This is a genomic window from Microbulbifer maximicatervae (SeqCode) (assembly GCF_052468095.1).
This window is the reverse complement of the sequence record NZ_CP174332.1, coordinates 2,806,994-2,830,741: the sequence shown is the minus strand read 5'-3', so window position 1 is coordinate 2,830,741 and position 23,748 is coordinate 2,806,994. Positions and strand designations below refer to the sequence as shown.

20 protein-coding genes are annotated in these 23,748 nt (G+C 49.9%); 13 read left to right on the top strand and 7 right to left on the bottom strand.

The window, feature by feature from the left end:
* Nucleotides 1-11: 11 nt before the first annotated feature.
* From ACJJIL_RS12125 to ACJJIL_RS12105, 5 genes are all read right to left on the bottom strand, one after another.
* Nucleotides 12-2,036 carry an acetyl/propionyl/methylcrotonyl-CoA carboxylase subunit alpha gene (locus tag ACJJIL_RS12125; RefSeq protein WP_445359804.1) on the bottom strand — a complete coding sequence of 675 codons (2,025 nt, stop codon included), beginning with the start codon at nt 2,034-2,036 and terminating at the stop codon, nt 12-14.
* The gene (locus ACJJIL_RS12120; RefSeq protein WP_282933179.1) at nt 2,036-2,839 is read right to left on the bottom strand and encodes an enoyl-CoA hydratase/isomerase family protein; all 804 of its coding nucleotides are present in this window, start codon (nt 2,837-2,839) and stop codon (nt 2,036-2,038) included. The genes ACJJIL_RS12125 and ACJJIL_RS12120 overlap by 1 nt, the downstream gene beginning before the upstream one ends.
* A 9-nt stretch (nt 2,840-2,848) precedes the next feature.
* A complete protein-coding gene (locus ACJJIL_RS12115) occupies nt 2,849-4,015 on the bottom strand; it encodes an acyl-CoA dehydrogenase family protein (protein WP_413665474.1) in 1,167 nt (388 codons plus the stop codon).
* An 81-nt stretch (nt 4,016-4,096) separates the two neighbouring features.
* Nucleotides 4,097-5,704, bottom strand: a complete 1,608-nt coding sequence (locus tag ACJJIL_RS12110; protein WP_444912834.1) for an acyl-CoA carboxylase subunit beta — start codon at nt 5,702-5,704, stop codon at nt 4,097-4,099.
* Nucleotides 5,704-6,597 (bottom strand): SDR family oxidoreductase, encoded by an 894-nt coding sequence (locus ACJJIL_RS12105; protein WP_444894137.1) that lies wholly within the window; start codon nt 6,595-6,597, stop codon nt 5,704-5,706. Before ACJJIL_RS12105 ends, ACJJIL_RS12110 begins: the two co-directional genes overlap by 1 nt.
* 202 nt (nt 6,598-6,799) lie before the next feature.
* On the opposite strand from ACJJIL_RS12105, the gene ACJJIL_RS12100 reads away from it, so the two are divergent.
* Both ACJJIL_RS12100 and ACJJIL_RS12095 read left to right on the top strand, forming a co-directional pair.
* A complete protein-coding gene (locus tag ACJJIL_RS12100; protein ID WP_445359803.1) occupies nt 6,800-7,444 on the top strand; it encodes a TetR/AcrR family transcriptional regulator in 645 nt (214 codons plus the stop codon).
* A gap of 183 nt (nt 7,445-7,627) precedes the next feature.
* Nucleotides 7,628-10,171, top strand: a complete 2,544-nt coding sequence (locus tag ACJJIL_RS12095) for a mevalonate kinase (RefSeq protein WP_445359802.1) — start codon at nt 7,628-7,630, stop codon at nt 10,169-10,171.
* Here the strand turns inward: ACJJIL_RS12095 and yciH are convergent.
* Nucleotides 10,168-10,491 (bottom strand): stress response translation initiation inhibitor YciH, encoded by a 324-nt coding sequence (yciH, locus tag ACJJIL_RS12090; protein ID WP_444932961.1) that lies wholly within the window; start codon nt 10,489-10,491, stop codon nt 10,168-10,170. The genes ACJJIL_RS12095 and yciH overlap by 4 nt on opposite strands.
* A gap of 166 nt (nt 10,492-10,657) precedes the next feature.
* On the opposite strand from yciH, the gene ACJJIL_RS12085 reads away from it, so the two are divergent.
* On the top strand, nt 10,658-11,491 hold the full coding sequence (locus ACJJIL_RS12085) for an ion transporter (RefSeq protein WP_413665480.1): 834 nt from the start codon (nt 10,658-10,660) through the stop codon (nt 11,489-11,491).
* A gap of 63 nt (nt 11,492-11,554) precedes the next feature.
* On the opposite strand, the gene ACJJIL_RS12080 is transcribed toward ACJJIL_RS12085, so the two are convergent.
* Complete coding sequence (locus ACJJIL_RS12080; protein ID WP_445358178.1) at nt 11,555-12,019, bottom strand: PaaI family thioesterase; 465 nt, start codon at nt 12,017-12,019, stop codon at nt 11,555-11,557.
* Between the two features lie 110 nt (nt 12,020-12,129).
* On the opposite strand from ACJJIL_RS12080, the gene ACJJIL_RS12075 reads away from it, so the two are divergent.
* The 10 genes from ACJJIL_RS12075 (at nt 12,130) to ACJJIL_RS12030 (ending at nt 23,745) form a co-directional block, all read left to right on the top strand.
* On the top strand, nt 12,130-13,272 hold the full coding sequence (locus ACJJIL_RS12075) for a serine hydrolase domain-containing protein (RefSeq protein WP_445359801.1): 1,143 nt from the start codon (nt 12,130-12,132) through the stop codon (nt 13,270-13,272).
* Complete coding sequence (locus ACJJIL_RS12070) at nt 13,272-13,499, top strand: SlyX family protein (RefSeq protein ID WP_444894132.1); 228 nt, start codon at nt 13,272-13,274, stop codon at nt 13,497-13,499. The genes ACJJIL_RS12075 and ACJJIL_RS12070 overlap by 1 nt, the downstream gene beginning before the upstream one ends.
* A gap of 615 nt (nt 13,500-14,114) precedes the next feature.
* On the top strand, nt 14,115-14,762 hold the full coding sequence (locus ACJJIL_RS12065; protein WP_413665482.1) for a YiaD family glycine zipper/OmpA-like lipoprotein: 648 nt from the start codon (nt 14,115-14,117) through the stop codon (nt 14,760-14,762).
* Nucleotides 14,763-16,915: 2,153 nt separating this feature from the next.
* On the top strand, nt 16,916-17,938 hold the full coding sequence (locus ACJJIL_RS12060) for a GlxA family transcriptional regulator (protein WP_445354436.1): 1,023 nt from the start codon (nt 16,916-16,918) through the stop codon (nt 17,936-17,938).
* Between the two features lie 150 nt (nt 17,939-18,088).
* Nucleotides 18,089-19,174: a PQQ-dependent sugar dehydrogenase gene (locus tag ACJJIL_RS12055; protein ID WP_445359800.1), complete on the top strand. Its 1,086-nt coding sequence runs from the start codon at nt 18,089-18,091 to the stop codon at nt 19,172-19,174.
* A gap of 199 nt (nt 19,175-19,373) precedes the next feature.
* A complete protein-coding gene (locus tag ACJJIL_RS12050) occupies nt 19,374-19,838 on the top strand; it encodes a netrin-like domain-containing protein (RefSeq protein ID WP_413665485.1) in 465 nt (154 codons plus the stop codon).
* 309 nt (nt 19,839-20,147) lie between these two features.
* Nucleotides 20,148-20,714, top strand: a complete 567-nt coding sequence (locus ACJJIL_RS12045) for a hypothetical protein (RefSeq protein ID WP_444912840.1) — start codon at nt 20,148-20,150, stop codon at nt 20,712-20,714.
* Between the two features lie 81 nt (nt 20,715-20,795).
* Nucleotides 20,796-21,164, top strand: coding sequence for a SpoIIAA family protein (locus tag ACJJIL_RS12040; protein WP_413665487.1), 369 nt, complete (start codon nt 20,796-20,798; stop codon nt 21,162-21,164).
* Nucleotides 21,165-21,200: 36 nt separating this feature from the next.
* Complete coding sequence (locus ACJJIL_RS12035) at nt 21,201-22,004, top strand: class I SAM-dependent methyltransferase (protein WP_445359799.1); 804 nt, start codon at nt 21,201-21,203, stop codon at nt 22,002-22,004.
* Nucleotides 22,005-22,224: 220 nt separating this feature from the next.
* Nucleotides 22,225-23,745 (top strand): amino acid permease, encoded by a 1,521-nt coding sequence (locus ACJJIL_RS12030; RefSeq protein ID WP_445359798.1) that lies wholly within the window; start codon nt 22,225-22,227, stop codon nt 23,743-23,745.
* Nucleotides 23,746-23,748 lie beyond the last annotated feature (3 nt).

Here is a 23,748-nt window from a genome sequence, read left to right as displayed (position 1 = left end):
GCTGATCTCCTTTAGGAAGTAGCGTCGCTGGGGATTTTGGCGGTTTCCGTGGGAGCGGCTTCGATCTGAACTAACAGCTGGCCACCGCGTACCTGGTCTCCTTCACAGGCGCCCAGTTTAATTACGGTACCGTCGCGGTCTGCGCGCAGGGCGTGCTCCATTTTCATGGCTTCCATTAAGGCGATAGTGTCTCCCCGCTGAACTCTTTGATTGGGCTCAACCAATACCTGCACCAGGCAACCGTCCATAGGGGCCGTGATGCGGCCACTGCCTTCGTTAAGGCTCGATTTGGCCGGTGCGTGGGTGATATCGACAAAATGAAATTGCTTGCCGTCTAACAGGAGATGCAGATTGCTATGGTTGGCTAGAAACAGTCTCTTTTGGCTAACGCCATCCAGCAGAAGTTCAGCGCTGTAAACTCCAGTTTCTTTTTGTGATTTCTCAAAATGGACCCACTGAATCAGGAACTGCTGGTCGCCTACTGAGATTTGATAAGAATTATCTACTAACGCCAGCAGCTCACAGTTTAGGGTTTGTCCTGCAATTTCCAGTCGGTAGTTGATCGGCACGCTGTTGTCACCACTGCGCCAGTCACTGCGGCCGCTACGCCGATCCTGAGGGTTGGCTTGGTGCAAATGATTAAGTAATGCGGCTTGGGCTGCAATTACTGCTGGAACTGGTTCTGCGGATGTCAGCGTGCTGTTTTGGTCGAGAAAACTGGTATCGGCATCGCCAGCGATAAACTGTGATTCGGCCAGGATCTTCTGCAGGAAATGGATATTGTTTTTGGGGCCGATAAATTCCAGCCGGGTCAGGGCTTGGGTTAGCTTGCGCCGAGCTTCTTCTCGATCTTGCCCCCAGGCAATTAATTTGCCGAGCATGGGGTCGTAAAATGGCGTAATTTCACAACCATTTTTCAAAGCGTGGTCGATACGGATTCCTTGTCCCTTTGGCGCTACCCAGTGGAGTACTTTTCCGGCCTGGGGCAGGAATTGTTGTTCCGGGTCTTCGGCATACAGGCGGACTTCAATGGCGTGCCCCTGCTGGGTGACTCTCTGCTGGGAAACGCACAGGGCTTCGCCGCGTGCTACTGCCAGTTGCCAAGCTACCAGGTCAAAACCGGTTACCATTTCTGTTACCGGGTGCTCTACTTGCAACCGGGTGTTCATTTCCAGGAAATAGAATTCGCCGTTGGGGCAGAGTAGAAACTCTACGGTGCCCGCGCCTAGATAACCACAGGCTCGCGCGGCGTCGACTGCGGCTTGCCCCATTCTTTCCCGCAGCTGGGTGTCGACCGCTGGGGAAGGGCACTCTTCGACCACTTTTTGATGGCGTCGCTGTACGGAGCAATCCCGCTCCCCCAGGTGAATACAGTTGCCATGACGATCCGCAAATACCTGGATTTCGATATGGCGAGCGTTGACCAGTGCCTTTTCCAGAATTAACTCGTCGCTGCCGAATGCACTCATGGATTCACTGCGGGCGGCGCGCAACTGGGAGGCCAGCTCGTTGTCTCCGTGAGCCAGGCGCATGCCGCGCCCACCACCGCCTGCGGCAGCTTTGATCATTAACGGGAAGCCAATGCGCCGCGCCTCGGCAACCAGGGTGTCGTCGTCCTGGGCACCCTGGAAGCCGGGAATACAGGGTACGCCGGCAGCGGCAACAAACTCCTTGGCTTTGCGTTTGTTGCCCATCAGTTCTATGACTTCGGCACTCGGGCCAACAAAACTCAGTCCATTCTCTTCGCAAGCGCTGGCAAATTCCGCATTCTCAGCGAGAAAGCCGTAGCCAGGGTGGACGGCAGTGGCTCCGGATTTTTTAGCTGCGGCGAGAATTTTTTGGATATCCAGATAGGACTCCGCCGAAGTCTGCCCGCCAATGGCTACGGCGATATCGGCAGTCTGTGCGTGAAGTGCATCGCAGTCCGCATCGCTGTAGACGGCGACTGTGCGATAGCCTTCCGCCCGAGCAGTTCGCATAATTCGCAGTGCGATCTCGCCTCGATTGGCGATTAACAGGGTCTCTGTTGTCGACATCAGTGCTGCCACTCCGGTGATCGTTTTTCCAGAAATGCACGGGCGCCTTCCCGCCCTTCATGGCCTTGAATTGCACGGGAAAACTGCTGCGCAGCGCCGTCGAGCAGTTGGCCGAGGGCAGTCTCATCGCTTACCCGTGCAGCATCCAGCAAGATCTGCTTGGTCGTTGCCAGGGCGCCGGGAGCGCAGGCATTGATCGCGCCCAAGTGTTCCTGCAGCGCGCCTTCGAGGGCTTCGGAATTATCGAGCAACTGGTGGATTAACCCAATTTCCAAGGCCTGCTGTGCATTGACTTTTGCTCCGCTGAGGGCCAGGCGCCGGGCCTGGGAGAGGCCGACCCGAGCCACGACAAAGGGTGCAATTTGTGCAGGCGGTAAACCCAGGCGGGTTTCCGGAAGGGCAAAGCGGCAACTGCGATCGGCGATAGCAATATCGGCACTGCAAGCGAGCCCGAAACCACCGCCCATTACGGCACCTTCCAGTACGGCAATGACTATTAAAGGGGTGCGATTAAATCGTTCCATCAGTTCACCGAAACGACGGTTTAGGTGAAAAAATACATCACTATTTCCATCGCTCGCGCCCTGTTGAGCATTGAGCATATCGGCAATATCGCCACCGGCGCAGAAGTTGTGTTCTGCACCCCGCAGTACCAACGCTCGCACCTGCGGATCTTCTTCCGCTTCTGCGAGTTTTTGCAGAAGCTCATCTACCATTTGCAAACTGATGGCGTTGCGCTGTTGCGGGCGATTTAGCGTGAGATGGCGGGCGATGCCGATGGTTTCATCAATAATTGTCTCCATGGCCTGACCTCACGCGGTGGGTTTGCGTTTGCTGGGCAGTATGCCCATCAGCTTACAGATAATGCCGAGCATTACTTCATCTGCACCGCCGCCGATAGCGGTGAGACGGCTATCCCGGTAAGCGCGATTGATTACAGTCTCCTCGATATAGCCCATGCCACCCCAGAACTGCAGGCACTGATCGGGAATAGAGCGGGACAGGCGACCAGCCTTGAGCTTGGCCATTGAAGCAAGGGTAGTGACATCTTCACCTGCCACATAAGCTTCCACCGCGCGCCAGGTTAGAGAGCGCAGGCACTCCACTTCGGTCTGCATTTCTGCGAGGGCAAAGTGGATAGTTTGATTGTCGATCAATGGCGCTTTAAAGGCATGACGTTCGCGCACATAGTCGATGGTGCTGGTTACACAGTGCTCCAGGCCTTTTAAGTTCAGCGCGGCGCCGGCGAGGCGTTCTTCCTGGAACTGAAGCATCTGCAATAGGAATCCGGCACCTTCATCGCCGATACGGAAATGTTTGGGCACCCGTACATTGTCAAAAAAGATGGGAGCGGTTTCCGATGAGCGCATGCCTAATTTGTCGAGTTTTTCGCCGATGCGCACACCAGGCGTTTTCGCCGGAATAATGACCAGGGATTTGTTGCTATGGGCTTTGCCCTCACTGGTATTGACCAGGGTGCAGAAAAAATCGGCGCAGGGGGCGTTGGTGATCCACATCTTGCTGCCGTTAATCACATAGTCGTCGCCATCGCTCTTGGCGGTGGTCTTAATCGAAGCAACATCGGAACCGGCGCCGGGTTCGGAAACGGCAATTGCACCGATCATCTCGCCACTCACAGCGGGAATCAGGAACTGCTCTTTCAGATCCTGGCTGCCAAAATTAGCCAGAGCCGGGGTGCACATGGAGGTTTGCACTGAAATTGACAGGGGTACGCCGCCACAGTGGGCGCTGCCCAGCTCTTCCAGGAAAACGGTTTCGTAACTGAAGTCGAGGCCCAGACCACCGAAGTCCGTGGACTTGCTGATGCCCAGCAGGCCCAGGTTGGCCAGTTGTTGGAAAATTTCGTGGATAGGAAAGCGGCCGGCCTTTTCCCATTCCGCCACATTGGGATTGATTTCCTGCTGTACAAAGTTTTGTACAGTGCGCTGCAGTTCCCGGTGTTGATCGCTAAATATCATTATTGTTTTCCCTGCCTTGAAGTGTGAACCCGGTGATTGTGTTAATGGGCAACCGCACTTCCTTGTTGCCCCGGTTTTTCGTTAGAACCTAGCTACGCCAAAGGTATTTTTATTGAGTTTTCTCTGCTCGGCCTCATTGCAAATTTCTAGCAACATACCTAAAAGTTTGCGTGTATCGCGGGGATCGATAATGCCGTCATCCCAGAGGCGTGCACTGCAGGCGAGAGCATCGGAATTGCCATGCATAAATGCGCTGGTGTCATTTTCCAATTTGTCCAATACAGTCTCATCCACATTGCCACTGCGTTGCATTTTTTGCTCGGTGACGATGCGCATTACCTTGCCGGCCTGGGCTGCGCCCATAACTGCGGTGCGGGAATTGGGCCAGGCAAAAATAAAGCGGGGATCGAATCCGCGACCGCACATGGCGTAGTTGCCGGCCCCATAGGAACCGCCCACGACAATACTGAGTTTTGGTACGCTGGCATTGGCCACGGCCTGAATCATTTTGGCCCCGTGCTTGATGATGCCGTTGCGCTCCACCTCGGTACCCACCATAAAGCCGGTGGTGTTATGTAAAAACAGCAGTGGCGTGCCACTCTGTTCGCACAACTGAATAAACTGCGCGGCCTTGTTGGCGCCCTTGGGGGTGATGGGGCCATTATTCCCAATAATTCCCACAGGGAAGCCTTCGATACGAATATGGCCACATACGGTTTGTCGATCGAATTCCGGCTTGAAATCCAGCATGGCAGAGCCGTCGGCGATACGAGCTAGTATTTCGCGCACGTCGTAGGGCTTTTTACTATCTGCTGGAATCAGGCCGAGCAGGTCGTCGATAGGGTGTAATGGGTCTCGGTAGTCTTTTTGTACTGAGCTTTTAATGGGTGAGGGTAGGGTGGCAATAATTTCCCTTGCTATGCGGATACCATCGGCGTCGTTCTCAGCTAAGTAATCGCCACTGCCGGATTCGGTACAGTGCATTTCCGCTCCACCGAGGCTTTCCGCATCGGCAATTTCACCGGTGGCTGCTTTCAGTAGCGGCGGCCCAGCCAGATACATACCGGTTTGCCCGCGTACCATGACCACATAATCTGACAGGCCTGGCTGGTAAGCACCGCCAGCAGTAGCGCCGCCATGTACCACGGTTACTTGCGGAATACCGGCAGCGGACATTCGAGCCTGGTTAGCAAATCCGCGTCCACCGGGAGCGAAAGTGTCGCTGGCATACATCAGGTTGGCACCACCACTTTGTGCCAGGGCGACAATCGGCAAATGATTCTCCAGAGCGATCCTCTGCATTCGCAGGGCTTTATCCATCCCGGCTGGTGAGATGGTGCCACCTTTTACGGCATAGTTATCCACCCGTACCATGCAACGTTGTCCGCTGACCTGGCCAATGCCACAAATGGCTCCGCCACCGGCACCGGTACCATCCTGGTCGTCAAAAAGTTTATAGCCGGCAAGGGAGCACAGCTCAACAAAAGGTGCGCCGGGGTCGAGCAATAAATTAAGGCGCTCCCTTGGCAGCAGCCAGCCCCTGTCACGATAGCGCGCAGCCTTACTTTTCTCTGCCTGTACCGGACGTTGCTCAGCTTCACGAAAATGGTTGATCTGTTCCAGCATGGCAGCTTGGTTGTCATTGAACTCTGCCGAGCGGTTGTCGAGCTGGGAATCAATCGGCTGCATTAGAGCTTGCCCTCCGCTTCCAATTCTTCCACTACCTGCGGCCGGCGTTTGCGATGGAATCCGTTGAAGCGCTTAGAGTTACGGGCCGCCTGTGGCTGCCAAAGGGGAGAGTGATGTTTGAGACTCGAGCCACCATCGATACGCAGCGTTTGTCCAGTGATATAGCTGGCGGCATCGGAAAGCAGGAAGCACACGGCCCCACTAATTTCCGCTTCCTCTCCCAATCGATAGAGGGGAATACTGTCTCGGAAACCCGGTAATAGCTCGCGCAGGAATTTGGGGTCGTAAGTATCAAAGCCGCTGGAGAGAATATAGCCTGGCGCTACAGCATTAACTCGAACCCCAAAAGGTGCCCACTCTAAGGCGGAGGTTTCGGTAATATTTTCCATGCCTGCTCGAGCGGCACCGGAATGGCCCATCATTGGCATACCGCCGGCGTTATCTGCGGTGATATTTACGATACTGCCGCCGTGCTGTTTCATAGATTGAACAAAAACTTCTCGGGACATTAAAAAGCCACCGAGCAGGTTACTGCGTACAACAGCATCGAACCCTTTTGTGTTGATCTGCTCAAGGGGTGAGGGGAACTGGCCACCGGCATTGTTCACTAATCCGTGAATTTGGCCCCGGGCCTGGACTATTTGCCCCACTGTCTCCTGCACCCCTTCTTCATCGCGGATGTCCAGGCTGAATAAGCTGCACTCGCCAGCATCGTTGTTGATCTCGCCGGCAACCCTTTCCAGCTTGTCCAGTTTGCGCCCGATCAATACTACATGGGCGCCGAGGCTGGCCAATTCGTGGGCAATGCAGCGTCCAATACCGCTGCCGCCACCGGTGACGATATAGGTTTGCTCGCTAAAGCTGCCGGAGCGCAGCTGGCTTTGATAGCGCATGAAAGTTTCCTTTTTTACGGCCTTACGGCTTATTCAGTTTTTATTGTTCTTGTCGGCGCTTGCGCCTGCGTGTGGGAAAACGCAGAATAGCTTAACGCTACCAAGCAAGCGCTTGGTATTCAATACTTGGCGCCTATTTGATTAAAAATTCTCAGGGCCGTTAAGATGTTTGACTCAAATTGATCAATACGGGGAGTGGTTCGTGATTGAAAGTGGGCAGGATTTAGTGAGAGTTCCCGAAGAGTTATCGCCGCAGCAGCTGGTAGGTGCTTTGGTGGCAGAGGGAGTGCTAACAGATCCTGAATCTGCCCGTGGACGTTTGCTGAATGCTGCGGCGCGGTTGTTTGAGCAAAAAGGGTTTGCCCGGACAACAGTGCGGGATCTCGCTGCGGAAGTGGGTATTTTGTCTGGCAGTATTTTTCATCATTTCTCCAGTAAGGAGCAGATTCTCTGTGAAGTAATGCGGGAGGTGACGATATTTGCCGGTGCGCGAATGCGAACCGCGGCGGAACAGAGTCGAACACCGCAAGAGAGGCTTCAGGCCTGTATTCAGTGTGAATTAGAGGCTATTCATGGATTGGCAGTACCGGGTTTTTCTATCCTGGTGGTGGAGTGGAGAAGCCTATCCGAAGAGAGTCAGCAGGAGGTTTTGCGCCTAAGGGAGGAGTATGAGCAGATATGGCTGGACGCTATTAAGGCCGCCGAGTGTCCCGGTGGTGATCCCGCTCTGGTAAGGCGTTTGCTGGTTGGTGCCTTGAGTCACACATACAGTTGGTATAAGCCGAGAAATAAGGGGTTGTCTATTCCAGATCTGGCGGCGCGTGTTCTAGCGATATTCACTCCCTGATTTCTTCCTAAATTGGCAAAGCGTGCCAGAAAAACTGTGAACTTTGCCTTCTTTCCTGCCATTTTTGTTTTTGAACTGGCTTGGTGAGAACTGGTGCGCAACTGATTTTCTCTGAATCTTTTACTCTCCGCGCAAGATGTAATAAATGTGACAATTTGCGTCACTTGGTGACAGGAGAGGGAGATGGCGGGCCAGGATTTGTACCAGGTGGTTTCCACGGGAAGGACACTTCACGCCAAAGAACCGGGTCCGGTTATCCGGGATGTGGCGAAGTTGTTCTCTATCTCGGAGCCCCAGGCGCGCAGGCTGCTACTAAAAGGCTGGGTAATTAAAGATCGGTTGGTTTCTGACCAGGCGCTGGAGTTTCGCACCAGTCTGCAGAAAATTGGCCTGCGAGTGGAGGTTTGTCCGGCGGGACGGTTTGATAACCGCGAGCTGATTGCAAAGATAAAAGTCGCCCAGCGGCGCAAGGCCCAGGTCAATGCTGCATCGGTGGATGCGCCGGATAAGTCGCGCGCTGGTACTGACCCTTTTGTTCCTGTTAGCCAGAAAACTCTCGAAGCAGACGAGCCCCAGAAAGTCGTTTCATCCACTCCTGCCGCAGGCAATCCAGCAATAAAGCCGGAAGGCTCCCAGGATTCGGTTGAGTGGTATTTATCTGATGCAGGCCGATTACAGGCTGACAGTGTCACCAGTCAGGGCAAGGCAGTTTGGGGAGTGGTCAAAGCAGTAATCGTGCCTTCAATATTCTGGTTGGTACTGTTCGCTTGTGTTTTCTCCAGTGGATATGCCCTATGGCAAATCCCTATGGCTGTTTGGCAGGGAGAACTTACCTGGGTGGGGGTGTCGCTGAGTATTTTAACCGTACTTCTCGCCCTGCTTGTTGGTCTGCTGTTTGCCTGGCCATTTTTCTGCTTACCCTCCCGTTTGCGAGAATCATCGGAGCCCCGTCAGCTGTTGCCCTCTGAAGGTAAGGAGGCCTTGAAGTTAATTAACTCATTGGTCGATAAGTTAGGGCTGCCAAAGATCAGCCAGGTCTTTGTAAGTGCAGACTCCCATATTCTGTCCCAGCCGGGATTTCTCCAGGTTTTTAGGCAGAATTTACCACTTACGGTAGGGCTTGCCAGCGTCGCCTCATTGGACGGAAAGGAAGTCCTGGCACTCGTGGGTAGGGGGCTCGCCTTCTATCGCGGCCGTTTGCTCGGCGCACTTGGTTGGTTAACTTACGGCACTGTGCAGCGATTGGAATTGATGCAGTGGGCTTTTGAAAATGAGCGCAGTGTTGTTAGCCCGGAGAATGCCCCCGGATCACTGGCCGCGCCATTTCACCGTATGCTAGTGACTGGTGGATATATTTTGCTCCCTATCTTGCAGCGCCTGGAGGCACTGCATTGCCGCTTAACCGCAGGCAGCGCCGTAATGCTACAGGAGAGGGCTGACGGTGTTGCGGCGCAGATAATAGGTAGTGATGCTCTGGCAGACTTCGCCAGGAAGTGGCACCGGTTAGTGCACGCAGATCTTTTAGTGGCAGAAATTAATCGCGAAGCCCAGGCGCTGGGACGCAGTTGTGCAAATATTCCCGATGCCGTCCGCTGGATGCAGGAGAACCTGGATGTTGATACCTGCGATGTGGTTGAGGCTGCTATGACACAGGCCAGGGACCCCTGGGATATTCAGCAGGCGATCGACAGTGAATGTGTAACGGTGTTGATTGAGCGGGAATTTGTGGGGCAGGTTAGATCTGCGATACCCCTGCAATCCATGTTTGTGGACTTTGCCGGGCTGGCAACCGCTGTGACGTCTGAAGTTGCTGGCAAAGACTGTGAGATGGTCGAAAACCGACTTTTACTGAGTTCAAGTAAGGAGTCAGAGGAGTCTGCTGATGTACTGGACGAGTATTTCAATCGCCTGGCGCCCTTGACCCTGATGCCTCTGCGCAGGCCATCCTCTGCGGAAATGCAGGCGCTGGATCTGCAGGGCACTATCGATTGGCTGCGCAGTAAATTGGTGGAGTTGCGTGAATTGCGTGGACGCCGGGAGGACTTGCAGATCAGGGTTTTTACAATGCAGCTGGGAGCGTCGCTGATACGCGGCAAAATCCCTTTTACCGCTGAAGACTTTTGCTTGAAGGGGGCCAGCCTTGCAGGAGCTCAAGAGCAGATCGCTGTTAAGCGCGCTGAACTGGAGGAGTCACATAAGCAATTACAGCAGATTTATGGTGTTTTCTATCAGCGCCTGTGTCTATCCCTGGTAACTATGCCCACGGATCAGCGTCAGACAGCCAGGAATCAGCTGCGCCATTTGGCCGCCTACGATAGCTTGGCACCGCATCTGGATCGGCTCGCCGGTTATAGCCACTCGCTGGCAATATTTGCCCAGCACCTATCAACAGAATTGAATGAAAGGGAGCTGCTGCAAAAATATACAGCGCTGTCTTTGCGAGAGATAGATGCCATAGTAGCGGCAGTGGAGAGTTCGGCTCTATTAAAAGAGCAAGGCGTGGCGGCGGCAATAAATTTGAAAGCTCAGGGGGAGCCTTTCAGGCAGCTGCCACAAGGGCGACAGGAAGTGCTGGATTCTCTGCAGGTTATGGAATCGCGTTGCAAACACATTCGCGCTGCGATTCTGGAGCACTATCATATCCAGCTAGCCGCCTTGCTGAGTCAGTGTTTGGAGCGGGAAAAGCAGTTGCAGTTAAAGCCACTGCGACTGCTTAAGGCCGGCTAACCGCCGGCCAGTTTTACCGTGTGGTTGCGAGATTCCAGGAATGTTTTGATCTCAGTACGCTTGTCACCCTGAATCTCAATCACCCCATCTTTGAGGGCGCCACCGCAGCCACAGCGCTTCTTGAGTTCTGCCAGAAGCAGCTTGAGTTCGCTGTCAGTGCCTGGCAGCCCGCGCACGCAAGTCACCCCTTTTCCTTTGCGGCCCTTGGTTTCCCTTTGGATTCGAACTATGCCATCTCCATCACGGCGCTTCTCTGTCCTGGATTCCTCTTTAATTCGACCGAGGTCAGTTGAATAGACGAGACGATTCTCCTTAGCCATGGCTGGGAATACTCCGTTGGTATTTGCTGAAAATGCCGGGAATTGTGCCCGAGGTGCGCAGGATGTCAAAGCCGCTGTAAACGATGTTGAAAATGGGGCGACCCCTGAAGCCTGAGAGGTTAGAATTTTGCCGCAATATGAAACAGCAGCGTAGTTGAGGTGATAGATGGCGTTGACGGGACGTCGCAAACTGCTCAATGAGGTAATTTTCGGAACCGAGACCCGGGCAGGGCGGAATTTTGATGTTTTTTTGATCTGGGCGATCCTGATCAGCGTGGGTTTGGTGCTCCTGACCTCCATAGGTACGGTGCGCGACCGCTATGAGCACTTACTCATCGGCCTGGAATGGGTATTTACTGGCCTCTTCACCATTGAATATATCGCCCGGATATATTGCACGGTGAATCGCCGCAAATATATTTTCAGTTTCTATGGGATTGTGGATCTGCTCGCAATTCTCCCCAGTTACTTGGCGCTTCTCTATACTGGCGCCACCTATCTTTTGGTGATTCGCCTGTTGAGGGTGCTGCGGATCTTCCGAATCCTGAAGCTGGTTCGCTATTTACGTGATGCCAACGTCTTGTTGCGAGCCCTCGGGCTGGCCCGGCGCAAAATCCTGGTGTTTTACTCCAGTGTTTTGGTTATGTGCATTATTTTTGGTTCCCTGATGTTTGTGGTGGAGGGGCCAGGCCACGGATTTACCAGTATTCCCACGAGTGTTTATTGGGCCATTGTGACCATCACAACCGTTGGTTATGGCGATATCTCTCCGCAAACGCCTTTGGGGCAGGGCATTGCTGCAATGACCATGCTGATTGGTTACTCAATTATTGCAGTGCCTACCGGCATTCTAACGGCGGAATTGGCTGGAGAAATGCATCGGGAGCGAGTGCAACAGCGCTGTGATAACTGCAGCCGTAGTGCCCATGACCCAGATGCGGAATACTGCAAATTCTGTGGCCATCGCCTGGAGGATATGGAAGAGAGCGAAGCGCTGTAAGTTATTCGCACTTTGTCACTGCCGGCCAAAACAGGGCCGGCAGCCATTTATCAGCTTATGGTTTTACCATTCATCAGGGACGCGGACTGCTATGACTTCTGCCTTGGCGCAGAGGCGTCCATTGCTGGTGAGATTGCAGTGCAGAACAGTTTTCTTGGAGGAGCGCTGAACAATAGTGGCTTCGAGAATGACTGGTTTATCGATGGCAGCCGGTGCCAGATAGCTAATATCCAGTTTGCCGGTGGCATACCAGATCTTGTCACCAGTGCCGACAGCTCGTCCGGCTTGCAGGTAACCATCGGCGATGGCTGTGCATACGGTATGGCAGTCGATAACCGTAGCGATAATTCCACCGTTTAAATATTGAGCAGGTCCAGCATTGTGATGGGAGCAGGGAAGGAACTCGCAGCGGGTTTGATCCTTCTCGGTCCAGTAGCTTTTAATACGCAGGCCCTGGTCATTGTCTGGGCCACAGCCGAAGCAATGATTGCCCTGGATCTGATCTTGAATTGCGCTTTCCTGAGTCATATTTATCCCTCGCTATGAGCGCGCAATACTACCGATTTGCGCCGCAGAGTGGAAGAAACTACCCTTGCGGGCTTGCAACAGAGTTATCCGAATTATCTGGACGTAAATACATGGACATATACGGTTTTTGTGCCCCTGGTTTAGAGGCTCTTTACGATGCTTTTGCCAGAAATTTTCGCGAGTGCGGTGATACAGGAGCGGCCTTTGCCGTGCGCCAGCATGGAGAATTAATCTGTTCCTTATGGGCGGGAAGTGCAGATCGGGGTGCAGAGAGGCCATTTACTGAAGACACATTGGCCAATGTTTTCTCGTCTTCCAAAGGCGTTCTTGCAGTTTTGGCGATGCAGCAAGTTGCCGCAGGCAAACTGGATTTGGATCGCCCGGTAGCGGATTATTGGCCTGAATTTGCCCCAGGCAAAGAAACTGTCACCGCACGCCAATTGCTGTGCCACCGCAGCGGACTTGTCGCTTTCCGTGAGCGGGTAAAAGACAGTTTGATTTACGATTGGCAGGCCGCTTGCGACCAGGTGGCTGGCAGCGAGCCTTGGTGGAAGCCCGGAAGTGCACAGGGTTACGCCCCATTTTTATACGGCTGGAGCGTGGGTGGATTAATTGAAAGGGTTGCCGAAAAACCCTTGTTGGAACTTTATCGGGAATTGCTAGCCAAACCCCTCAATCTTGATGGGGGCTTTGGGGCAAACGGACACCTCTCGCAGAGAATTGCCGATGTCAGCCCGCTGAAACAACCCTTACCAGAGCTTCGGGAAAATGCCATTGGCCGCGCCATAAAAGAAGACCGCAAAGGGCCTGTTGCGATGGCATTTAGCAACCCGGTGAGCTTGATGATGGGTACCAATAGCTCCGAGTGGCGCGGTGCTTTAATTCCTGCAGCCAATGGCCACTTTAGTGCGAGAGACCTGGCAGCGGTTTACGGTGAACTCACCTGTGACGAGCCGACTATTTTGCCCAAGCGGTTGATAGATGAAGCGGCAAAGGAGCAGAGTCATGGCCGCGATAAAGTATTGCAGGCTGAGGTGAGTTTTGGTTGTGGTTTTATTCGCAGCAGTTCCGCTGCGGACTTGTGCTTTGGGGGTAGCCAGGGCTTTGGACATCCGGGAGCGGGTGGTAGTGTCGGCTTTGCTGATCCGGAAAGAGGGCTGGGCTTCGGATACGTGACAACTCGTTTGGGGCAGAGCTTATTTATGGATCGTCGAGCGGTCGGTCTGGTAGATGTTCTTTACGGGTTGTTGTGATGACTGAAGAAATAAAGGCTCTGGTAGAGCGGGTCGATGAACTGGAGAGCCGTTTGGCTTTCCAGGAAGACACTATAAGCCAATTAAATGATGTGATTGCTCGTCAGGATACGGATATTCGCACTCTACTCGCACATATGCGCGAGTTGGGCGAAAAGTATCGGACGATTGCTTTTGAGATGCAGGGGGCCGGCAAGCCGCTGGATGAAAAACCTCCGCATTACTAATTCAGTGGTTACAAAAGGTTTTTATAGAAGTCCACAGGGGCTGGCATGAAAATCTTTTTTGTTACTAAGTGACAGACATAGAGGTATTCGCTGCCTCTTGGTGGCGACTTTAAAAACAAAAGCGTCTAAAAAAATTGCCTCAGTGGAGCGTGAGGCTATTGACAAACTTTTCCACATACGCTGTTGGTAAAATTTGCTCTCAAATAAGAAGATATCCACCGCTATTTGACGTCAAAGCAGATTTCTAACTTGTTGTTTTTAAAAGGAAAACTGAAGAGTTTAAAAAATGTGCAAAACGCTGTAGGCGAGAGTTTACGCCGGCTGGCGCCATGGATAGCTTATTAGTGCACAGTTTTATCCACAGATTTTGTGGAAGACCGGGAAGCTGATCACTTCTTGCTCGCTACTTTGTCCGTCATTGGTACGTAGTTATGAATAGTTAGTACGTAATGGGGACTAGTCAGTAGAACTGACAATAAATTCGCTTTAGTCTATGGAAAATTTCATTGGGTTGGTTCAGCCGCCAGTCAGATAGTGTGTTGAACAATACAGAGATTGCACAAGACATGTGTAGCTCAATACCCGTTACTTAAAAATGCGTTAGGAGAGCCAATAATGAAATATTGGGTAGCAGCCCTGGCACTGGGTTCGATGGTTGGTTGTTCCACATTGGACCCTTACACAGGTGAAAGTAAGACCAGTAATGCCGCCAAGGGGGCTGGAATTGGAGCTGTAACTGGAGCGATCGTTGGTGTCGCTACTGCCAGTAAGAAAGACCGTGGTAAGGGAGCATTGACTGGTGCCCTGGGTGGCGCGGCGATCGGTGGTGGCATTGGTTACTATATGGATCGTCAGGAAATGTTGTTGCGTCAGCGTCTGGAAGGTACTGGCGTACGTGTTGAGCGTGAAGGTGATAATATTCGCCTGATCATGCCGGGTAACATTACCTTCGGTACTAACCGCGCAGATATTCGTACAGACTTCTATGACACTCTGGAATCGGTCACTGTTGTATTGCAGGAGTTTGATAAAACTGCAATTCGAGTCAGCGGCCATACCGATAGCACTGGTTCAGATGTGTACAACCAGAGCTTGAGCGAACAGCGCGCTAATTCCGTTGCTGGCTTCTTCAGCGGTCAGGGCGTTTCTGCAGGTCGGGTACAGGCGGTAGGTTACGGTGAGCGTTATCCTATTGCCAGCAATGACTCTGAAGCTGGGCGTCAGGCCAATCGCCGAGTTGAGTTGGAACTACTGCCTTTATAACGATCAGGTCAGATATTTTCTACCTTTAGTCGTTCTTTTATTGATAGTGCCCAGATTGTTCGATTTGGGCACTACACCCCTTCATAAATTCCCATTATTATTCTGCTCAATTTCTTAACTATTCCCTTAATCAGTTATTTGTTTGTCACTGTAAAGAGTTTCCGGCTTTGATCCCTGGTTACTCGACGGATGATGTATTGAGAGAAAGCTTTTTCACTTATCCTCTTGCCATCTTCAGAATCTTTTCCGAACTGTTTATGTAGTTGCCACTCAAACCATTCTATTTAGATCAAGGCTCATCTTTGGATTTCCGTGTTGTCTTGTTTTCAGACTTATATAAATCTAGCGACCCTAAGATTTAGCATTAGTTTGATTCTAGTATATTTTTAGAAAATGTTTTGTGAGCCAAACGAGAGTGGTTGTCAGTTCTTTGATGTCTCAGTTTGTTCGACTGCTAAAAATTAGATGTGCCAACATTTTTATAGAGATCATTTGCCAATCATATTTTCTACCTATGAATAATTGATTTTGTGGTCATGTATGCAGAGATGGATTTTCTTACTTTTTAATTTTTAACGCATTGGCCGTCAAGTAAGCAGGAAAGTCCGAAAATTAAGTTGTCTAGGGCTGGGTTGGCGCTAATAATAATTTCTTAGTTTTATTATTTTCTGGATTTGTACTTTATGTGATTTATATTTTTGACCAGCTTTTCATGTTGGTACGCCTGTGCAAGTTGAGGTGGTGTGAGTCATAAGTTTTTATTGTTTTTTCTGTCGCGGATATTTTTAGGTGTTTAGTTGGTGGAATCAGTTTTGATTAGTACCCCCAGGCAAAGGATCGCATAAATACTTCTAATTCGAAGGGTGTAGCGCCAGATTTTAGGGTTGTGTTAATAGTGGAGGTTGTTCCTTCCCTCATTCGCCACTTCGATTGGTAATTTAGTTGTTGGATGGATGTTTGTGTCTGTCTCGTCGGAGAATTAATTCGACACATTGAGGTGGGTAAAGAATTCCATAAGTATTGTTTTTCATGGTTTCACTGCTGTAAATGGCTGATCTATACGCTGCAGAAATATAATAATGGTGATTGTGAACCTGGCTGGTTTTAAGAGACGATAAAGTAAAATTTTGCAGGAAGCTTGTCCTTTTGGTTGGAAATGATGAGTCTTAAGATGTGGGCATGTGATGATCGTCAAGCTTCATTACTTAAATGTTTTGTGAGATTCATATTGGGGCTGAGGGCTTCAAGCTCTTTTCATGAAGGTCTATGTCATTTTCAGTTCTTCACTAAAAGATTTTATCCATAAGATGGAAAGGCTATCTCGATAACTTTTGGTTGGTAATTAATAAGGGGTAGCGGTGATCTTGGCAGAAGGTGTTGGCTAAAAGTAGGTTCTGAGAAGAGTACACAATGAGTTCTTAACTTTTAAAGCCTTGACTCTCCTCTTAAGGGAAGAGTTTAGAATTTTAGTGGCTCAGGTAAAGAAAGGGGTCTCACTTAACATGCGGTAGATGTAGTAGCTGCGCCTAATTGCTGAATCGATCGTAAAGCTATTGATTGAGTGGTTGGATGTTAGGGTTGGTAAATAGTTCTTAGCTTTAGTGTTTTATTGCAATTTTATTACATTTAAATTTTTCTAGTAGGTTTTTGTTCTTTTTTTGTTTGTGATTTGGAGTTTTTTTAATTTTGGGTGATTGTTTTACACCCAGGCCCGGTCTGTGGGGCGGGGTGGAAAAATTGAGGCAGTGTTGTGGGTCCTTAATTGGCATTTTATTTAGATGTGTCAAAAAAACAGTCTTCAATCATTTGCTGGTGTGCATGCAAAAGACGCCAAAATTTTTAGGGTGGAAAATACTATTTATCGTTGTGTAAGTGAAATAATTATTGGTTCATCTGTACCAATTGAGGTTGTTAGTTTTATTGGTACAGCTTGTTAGTACAAGTGGGATGAAATTTGATCAGTTAAAAGGCCCCAAATTTTGGGTGACTGGTTATTCTTTAAGGTAATATCAATATTGCTTTACAGAATATGCAAGGTTAGTACATCCTAACGCAAAGTCACTTAATTCCATCGAGTTATTTTGCCTTTTTACGCCAAGTTAGATTTGCGAGAAAACATAAAGAACCCTTCTGGGTTGATAAGTTAGTTGTAGGTGTTTGCCGTGAAAAGTAGTCTTCTATCGCCATACCAGGGCCTTAAAGAAAGTAAAAAGAGAACGATATCGATCATTATTTGTTCTGGTGCCCAGTGCCTGGATATCACAGGTCCAGCTGAGGTGTTTACGTTTGCTAATAAACAAATGGCCGATTTTGGGTATGGCGAAGATCAGCTGTATAAAATTGAATTTTTGGCTGCAAGCAAGGAGCCGAGGCAAGTAACTACTGGCCTGAAAGTACATCCAGATAAATGTTTCTACGAGGCTGATTCCATCCATACTCTTTTAGTTGGTGGTGGTACTGCGAAAAGTTGCCTTGACTTAACGGATGACAGTCAGTTTCTTGAGTGGTTGAAAGTTAAGGCAAAGGAAGTTGAGAGGATAGGGGTTAGCGGAAGTGGTACATTGGTACTTGCCAAGGCTGGAGTTTTATCAGGGCATCGGGCTACAACCCATGAAAAATACATCGGTGATCTAAAAAAATATAAAGATATTGAAGTAGATGACAAAGCGATTTTTGTGAGAGATAAGAAAATCTACAGTTCTGTAGGGCGAAGTGCAGGGATAGACTTGGCCTTAGCTATGGTTGAGGAGGACTTCGGTCGAAAACTGGCCCTTTTAGTTGCTCGGGAAATGATTTTGTACCTGAAGCGTGATGGTGATCAGAGTCAGTACAGTAGTTATTTACAGGCACAATTAAAAAATAATAGGTTCTCCCCGTTGTTGGAATGGATAAACCTAAACTTAGAGCAGTCTCTCAGCGTTGATTTTTTGGCCAAAAAACAAGCAATGAGCCCCCGAAATTTTTCTCGCTGCTTCACAAGCGAAATAGGTGTAACTCCGGCTCGGTATTTGGAGCAGGTTAGAGTTGAGAAGGCCTGTCAGTTAATATTGGAGGCAGGGATTAGTCAGGATGTAGTGGCAACCCAGTGTGGCTTTTCGTCGCAGGAACAAATGAGAAGGGCGTTTCTTCGGCAGAAAGGTATTCTTCCCAGTAAATACCGCAAACAGTTCGCTTGAGAATACTGGATTTCGTTGATTTTTGGCTTATCTTCGACATGGGAGGCGGCTTTTCAGGGTTTAAGCATGAATGCTCATGTATGCCTGAACCTCTGAGTTGATCAACATCTTCACTTTTAGTTAATATTTATATTTTGCAAGAATATAAATATGAAATACTTACTTTTAGCCAGTTTGCTATTTGCAGCTTCTGCAAGTGCTGAGATAGGCCTTGATTACCTCAAGGTACCCGAGGGCTTTAAGCTCAGCTACTTTGCAGAAGATGTTGAGACGGCTCGTCAATTGGCACGTTCTGAGTCGGGTACAGTATTTTCTGGTTCTTTCAGTGCAAAAAAAGTTTATGCTTTCAAGGACACAGATAATGATGGTGTAGCTGATCAGCGTTGGCTATTGATGGATGATTTAAAAGCGCCGACAGGTATTGCCTATAAAAATGGCGATTTATATGTGGCTGATGTCAATAAGATTATTCGCTTCCCCCAGATTGATAAAAATCTTGACAAACCGAAGTCTGAGGTTGTTTACGATCAGTTTCCAGCGGACAGGCATCATGGTTGGAAATTTTTGCGTTTTGATAGTGAAGGGAAGCTGATAGTGCCTGTCGGCGCACCCTGTAATATCTGTGATGCCAACGAAAATTACTCAAAAATATTTTCTCTGGACTTGCAATCTAAGAAAACAAAAGTGATTGCAAATGGGGTGAGAAACTCCGTTGGCTTTGATTTTCATCCGCAAACCAATGAATTGTGGTTTTCAGACAATGGTCGGGACATGATGGGTGATGATATCCCACCCTGTGAAATCAATAAGGTAAGCTTTGCAGGAGAGCATTTTGGCTATCCTTATTTCCACGGTGACGATATTGCTGATCCGGAATTTGGTCAGGGTAAGAAGGCTGCTGATTATTCCAAGCCGGTATTAAATTTAGATGCCCATGTGGCGCCTCTTGGAATTCACTTTTATCGCGGTGGGCAGTTTCCCAAGGAATACCAACAGAACTTGTTGGTTGCTGAGCACGGGTCCTGGAATCGAAGCAAAAAATCAGGTTACCGAGTAATGATGGCGACAGTTAAAGATGGTGAGGTCACGGATTACAAGCCACTGGTCACTGGTTTTATGCGGGATGAAACCACCTATGGGCGCCCTGTTGCATTTTTAGAAATGCCTGATGGCAGCGTATTAATTTCTGATGATTTTGCCCATAAAATCTATCGCTTAACCTATACCGGTATTTAAATGGCCGATTTTATAGCTATCAGGGCTGCTCATTGAGCAGCCCGCTTGGTTATCCACTTTATTGGTTTTCACGCTAGAGGAATTTCTGCCATATTTCCTCACCTCTTAGCTATCCTTCAGACTCTGTAAAAAAGAGTAAGCCGATCCTAATTACTTGTGCTATGTCTACTGCGATAAGAGCATAAGTTAGGAGAGGGTTGTGACGCAAAAAATATCCTGTGAGACATTTTCCAAAATCGTGAGTGTTATTTTATATCTCCTAGTGAGTAGCACGGCGCATGCGACTGAGGACATAGCTTCGGCATCTACTGCCCATTTGGAATTACGTTTTGCCCAAGCTGAGGTTGTGGCGCAAGTAGAAATTATTGATGTTCACAGGGATGTGGATAGCGCACTGTCTGAGGAGGGAATTACAGCCATATCAGGCTATATCTACTCTGCCGTTCCCAGCCAGGTTTGGAAGGGGCCAATGGGTGGAGAGATCACCTTCCGCCTGGGATTTGAATCCTGCGATTTAAAGCTGGAGCAAGGTGAAAACTATCTGATTTTTGCGAATTTGGATAGCTACGGAAGGTTACACCTGAGGAGTTGTGAGGCGGTTATTGCTGAGTCAGACGCCACCGCGATACTTGCACAACTTAATAAGTTTATTAAACAGGGCTAATAAGTTGCTTTCTTGCAGACCTGTTAGAACTATCAGTTGTAACTGGTTCTTTCTTTACAGCAATCCAACCTGCTACGAAGTGGCTCTCCCCCTTGAAGAACCCCAAAGGAGGGTTATTCTTATCAGTATTGGCGCGACCTTCTTTTACAGGCGCTGCATCTCATTAAGTTGCGCACCGTTGTAAACAGGCTGGAGTGTCAGGGTTTGGGATTGTTATCGAGAAAGTACACCGACCAGCACTGTGTAACCGGCTCGATTTTAACGATTAATGTCTTCTTTTGAGTTTGCCTGGGGTCGAGAGGTCCAGATATGAAGAAGTTACTGATTCCCCTGATCATTTTATTACTGATCATCGGTTATTTTATGTCGCGCAGCGGCGAGCATAAGGCTAAAGAAGCCTATAATTCGATGGAGCAGGAGCAGAAGAGTGAACAGATGAGGGGATCCTCTACCCCCTCTAGTGGAGGAAGTAGCGGCGGCTCAATGGCCCCAGCAGATACCTCGGATTCCCCTGATGGTATGGGCAATCCCGATTCCCAAATGCCCCAGGACTCTGACTCAACCGATCCCGCCCCTCCGGGGTCTTCAGATAACGGGGGCTCACCTGACGCTACTATGTCTGGGTCAGACAATATGGGTGCAGATGGCAACATGAGCCCGGATGCTAATGATTCTAGCGCCATGCCAGACGCGAGCAATAACTCGGGCGGCGACCTAAATCAGCAAGCGGATAAAGTCGTAGATGATGCTACGAAGGAAGCCAATGATGCTGTAGAGGGAGCGACTAACGATATGGATGCCTCTGCCGATGGCACTGAAACAGATACAGAGGCAGATACCGGTCAGGATGAGGGAATGGAAAGTAATGATAACTGACCAATAATAATGACTCAGCTACATCGAGCTAAGCGAAAAGCAGGGCCGCACAGAAGTGTGGCCCTGCCGCATTCTCAAAATATGATTGAGCATATCTGGCATCAGGGTGATCGAATACTCGAGGTTAGACCAGTTGGGAAGTTAACCGTTGAGGACTTCCAGTTGCTAGCCGCGCAAGTTGATCCGATCATCAGCAAGCGGGGACGTATAGAAGGGTTGCTAGTCAATGCGGGGGATTTCGCTGGCTGGGAGAGCTTCGTCGCAATGATCTCTCATTTTCGCTTTATTCGAGAGCATCAACGGCATATCCGCCGGATAGCCGTGGTTACCGATAATCCTATCCTCCGCTTTATGCCCAACCTTGCCTGTCACTTCATCAGTGCTGAGGTGCGTCCTTTTCCTGAAGAGGAGTCCGCTCAAGCTCTGGAATGGTTACAAAAACCGGGTTAGCATCGCCTCCCTTTTTCAATGTTACCTGGAGGGCAGGTGAGTCTATCGTTGGCTATTGTCGCTGCGGCGCCAGAATATGTTTCCGCAGCGGAAGAACTATCCGCTCAGTTAGATTACCCCCTCCTTGGAGCTATTTCTCCTGCTGATGTGGTCGACTTTCCCCAGGTGTTGTGTCTCGGAGAGCAACTGCAGTTATGTGCAACCGGGCGTAAAGCAGCCGGGCCAGTATGGGTGGATTTTGTTGCTGGAACACTTGCTCATCGCCGCAAGTATGGTGGCGGTAAAGCTCAACCGGTAGCAAAAGCTGTTGGTCTGCGTTCTGGCTTCCATCCCAAAGTCCTCGATGCCACCGCTGGTTTGGGTAGAGATGCTTTTGTTCTGGCGGCGCTGGGATGTGAGGTGCAGATGCTGGAGCGCAACCCGGTTGTTTTCCAATTGCTGAAAGATGGAATACGCCGGCTGCGACAGGCGTCTGTCGGGGATATTGAGTTGGCTGCAATTTCTGAGCGAATGAGCTTGGTGGATTGCTGTACGGCGGCGTCAGAGTGGCTCGCGCTGCAATCGGAGGAATCCATCCCTGTTATTTATCTGGATCCGATGTTCCCTGCGCGGGGGAAAGCTGCCAAGGTCAAAAAGGAAATGGCGGCCTTCCATCATTTGGTTGGGATTGATGAGGATGCGGATAGCTTATTGAGCCCTGCCTTGGCGGCCTGCTACTACCGCACAGTAGTTAAGCGCCCTAAGCTTGCCCCCTATTTGGCTGATATGAAGCCCAACCTTTCCTTGGAGGGGAAATCCGGCCGCTTCGATATCTACACCAAACATGGGGTTCCAGGCTAACTGCCATATACCGCTGCCCTAGCCGATTTCTCCTTGGGTGAAAGATGGTGTGGGCACCGACTTGCTATGAATTCTATGTTTCCATAAGTCCGTTGCTAAAAGGGCGGCTTATGCCTTGGTAGCGGCACCTCTGTTATCCCATCTATCCCGCAGACTCCCACGATAGGCTTTGCTTCTTTGTACTGCCGCAAAAATATTGCACTCCAGGGAGGTCCCATCAGTGAGACCAAAAGGGAGCAGTGCATCGAGCACCCCGGATATTGCCAACAGAAAGATGTTTTCTGTGGCTGCTCTCGGGCTCCTAACTGCCGCAACGGTTGTTACCAGCTTGCGTACCCTGCCGATGATGGCGCAAGAAGAGTTGACGATGTTTTTCTATATCGGCTTTGCGGCATTGCTGTTCTTGATTCCTGCAGGGCTCGTGTCGGCAGAACTTGGCAGCGCCTTTTCAGAGCGCACTGGGGGTGTCTATACCTGGGTTGGTGAGGCTTTTACCCCGAAGGTGGGTTTTGTCGCTATATGGTTGCAGTGGATCGAGTGCATTGTTTGGTATCCCACGGAGTTGGGTTTTGCCGCTGCGGCGGTGGCTTACGCGGTGGGCGATAATACCATCGCCCAGAATACCTACTATATCGGTGGGTTTTGCATTCTTGCCTATTTGCTAGCGACACTGATTGCCCTTACCGGAACCCGTTTTCTGGTAAAAGTGGCACAGTTTGGATTTCTGGTGGGTATCGTATTTCCCTGTTTGATTTTGATTGTCCTGGCTGTTTGGTGGGTGGTGAGTGGTAATCCTATTGGCTGGGAGACCTTGACCGACCCGGAAGTAGCAGTGCGTCGGGATGGTTATGATCACCCGCGCTGGTTTCCCCATATTAACGGTTTGGGGGCAATTGCTTTTCTCGGGGGTATTTTACTTGCCTTTGCTGGAGTGGAAGCACAGGCCACGCATGTGTCGGAACTACGTGATACCCGTCGAGGATATCCAGCTGTAATTGCCATCGCCGCCGTTATTTCCATCCTGGTGTTCACTCTCGGCGCACTCTCTATTGCTGCAATTTTGCCCTATAAAGAGATATCTGTAGAAACTGGCTTATTTACAGCTTACGAAAGAGCTTTTGGGCAGCTACTTGGGATTCAATGGCCCGTGCAAGCACTTTCCTGGCTAATTGGCTATGGTGCACTAAGTGGTGCCTTGGCATGGTTGGCTGGCCCCAGTCGAGGGCTACTGGCTACGGCCCAGGATGGGATGTTGCCGCCCTGGTTTCAGCGAGAAAACCGGGTGGGTGTACAAAAAAATATTCTCCTCGCACAGTTTGTAGTGGTAGCGGCAATCTCGTCCATTTATATTTTAATGGATAATGTATCTACAGCTTTTGTTTTGATTTCAGTGATGGCTATTAGCTTATATATCATTATGTACATAATGATGTTTGCTGCGGTTATTCGGTTACGGATCACGCAACCAGACTTACCCAGAAGTTTTCGTATCCCCGGAGGGCTGCCAGGGGTTTGTATTGTTGCTGGAATAGGCTTAATTTCCGTTGTTTTTGCCTTGGTAGTTTCATTTTTCCCGCCAGAACAGCTCACGATAAAAAATCCTGTAACTTATGTTGCTCTCAACCTGGCTGGAATTGCTATAGCGATCACCGTTCCCTTGTTAATTTTCTATTTTCACAATCCCTCCTGGCGGGGGGAGGGTGGCCATCAACAGCAGTCATTTTCTGATATTGATGAGTGAGCC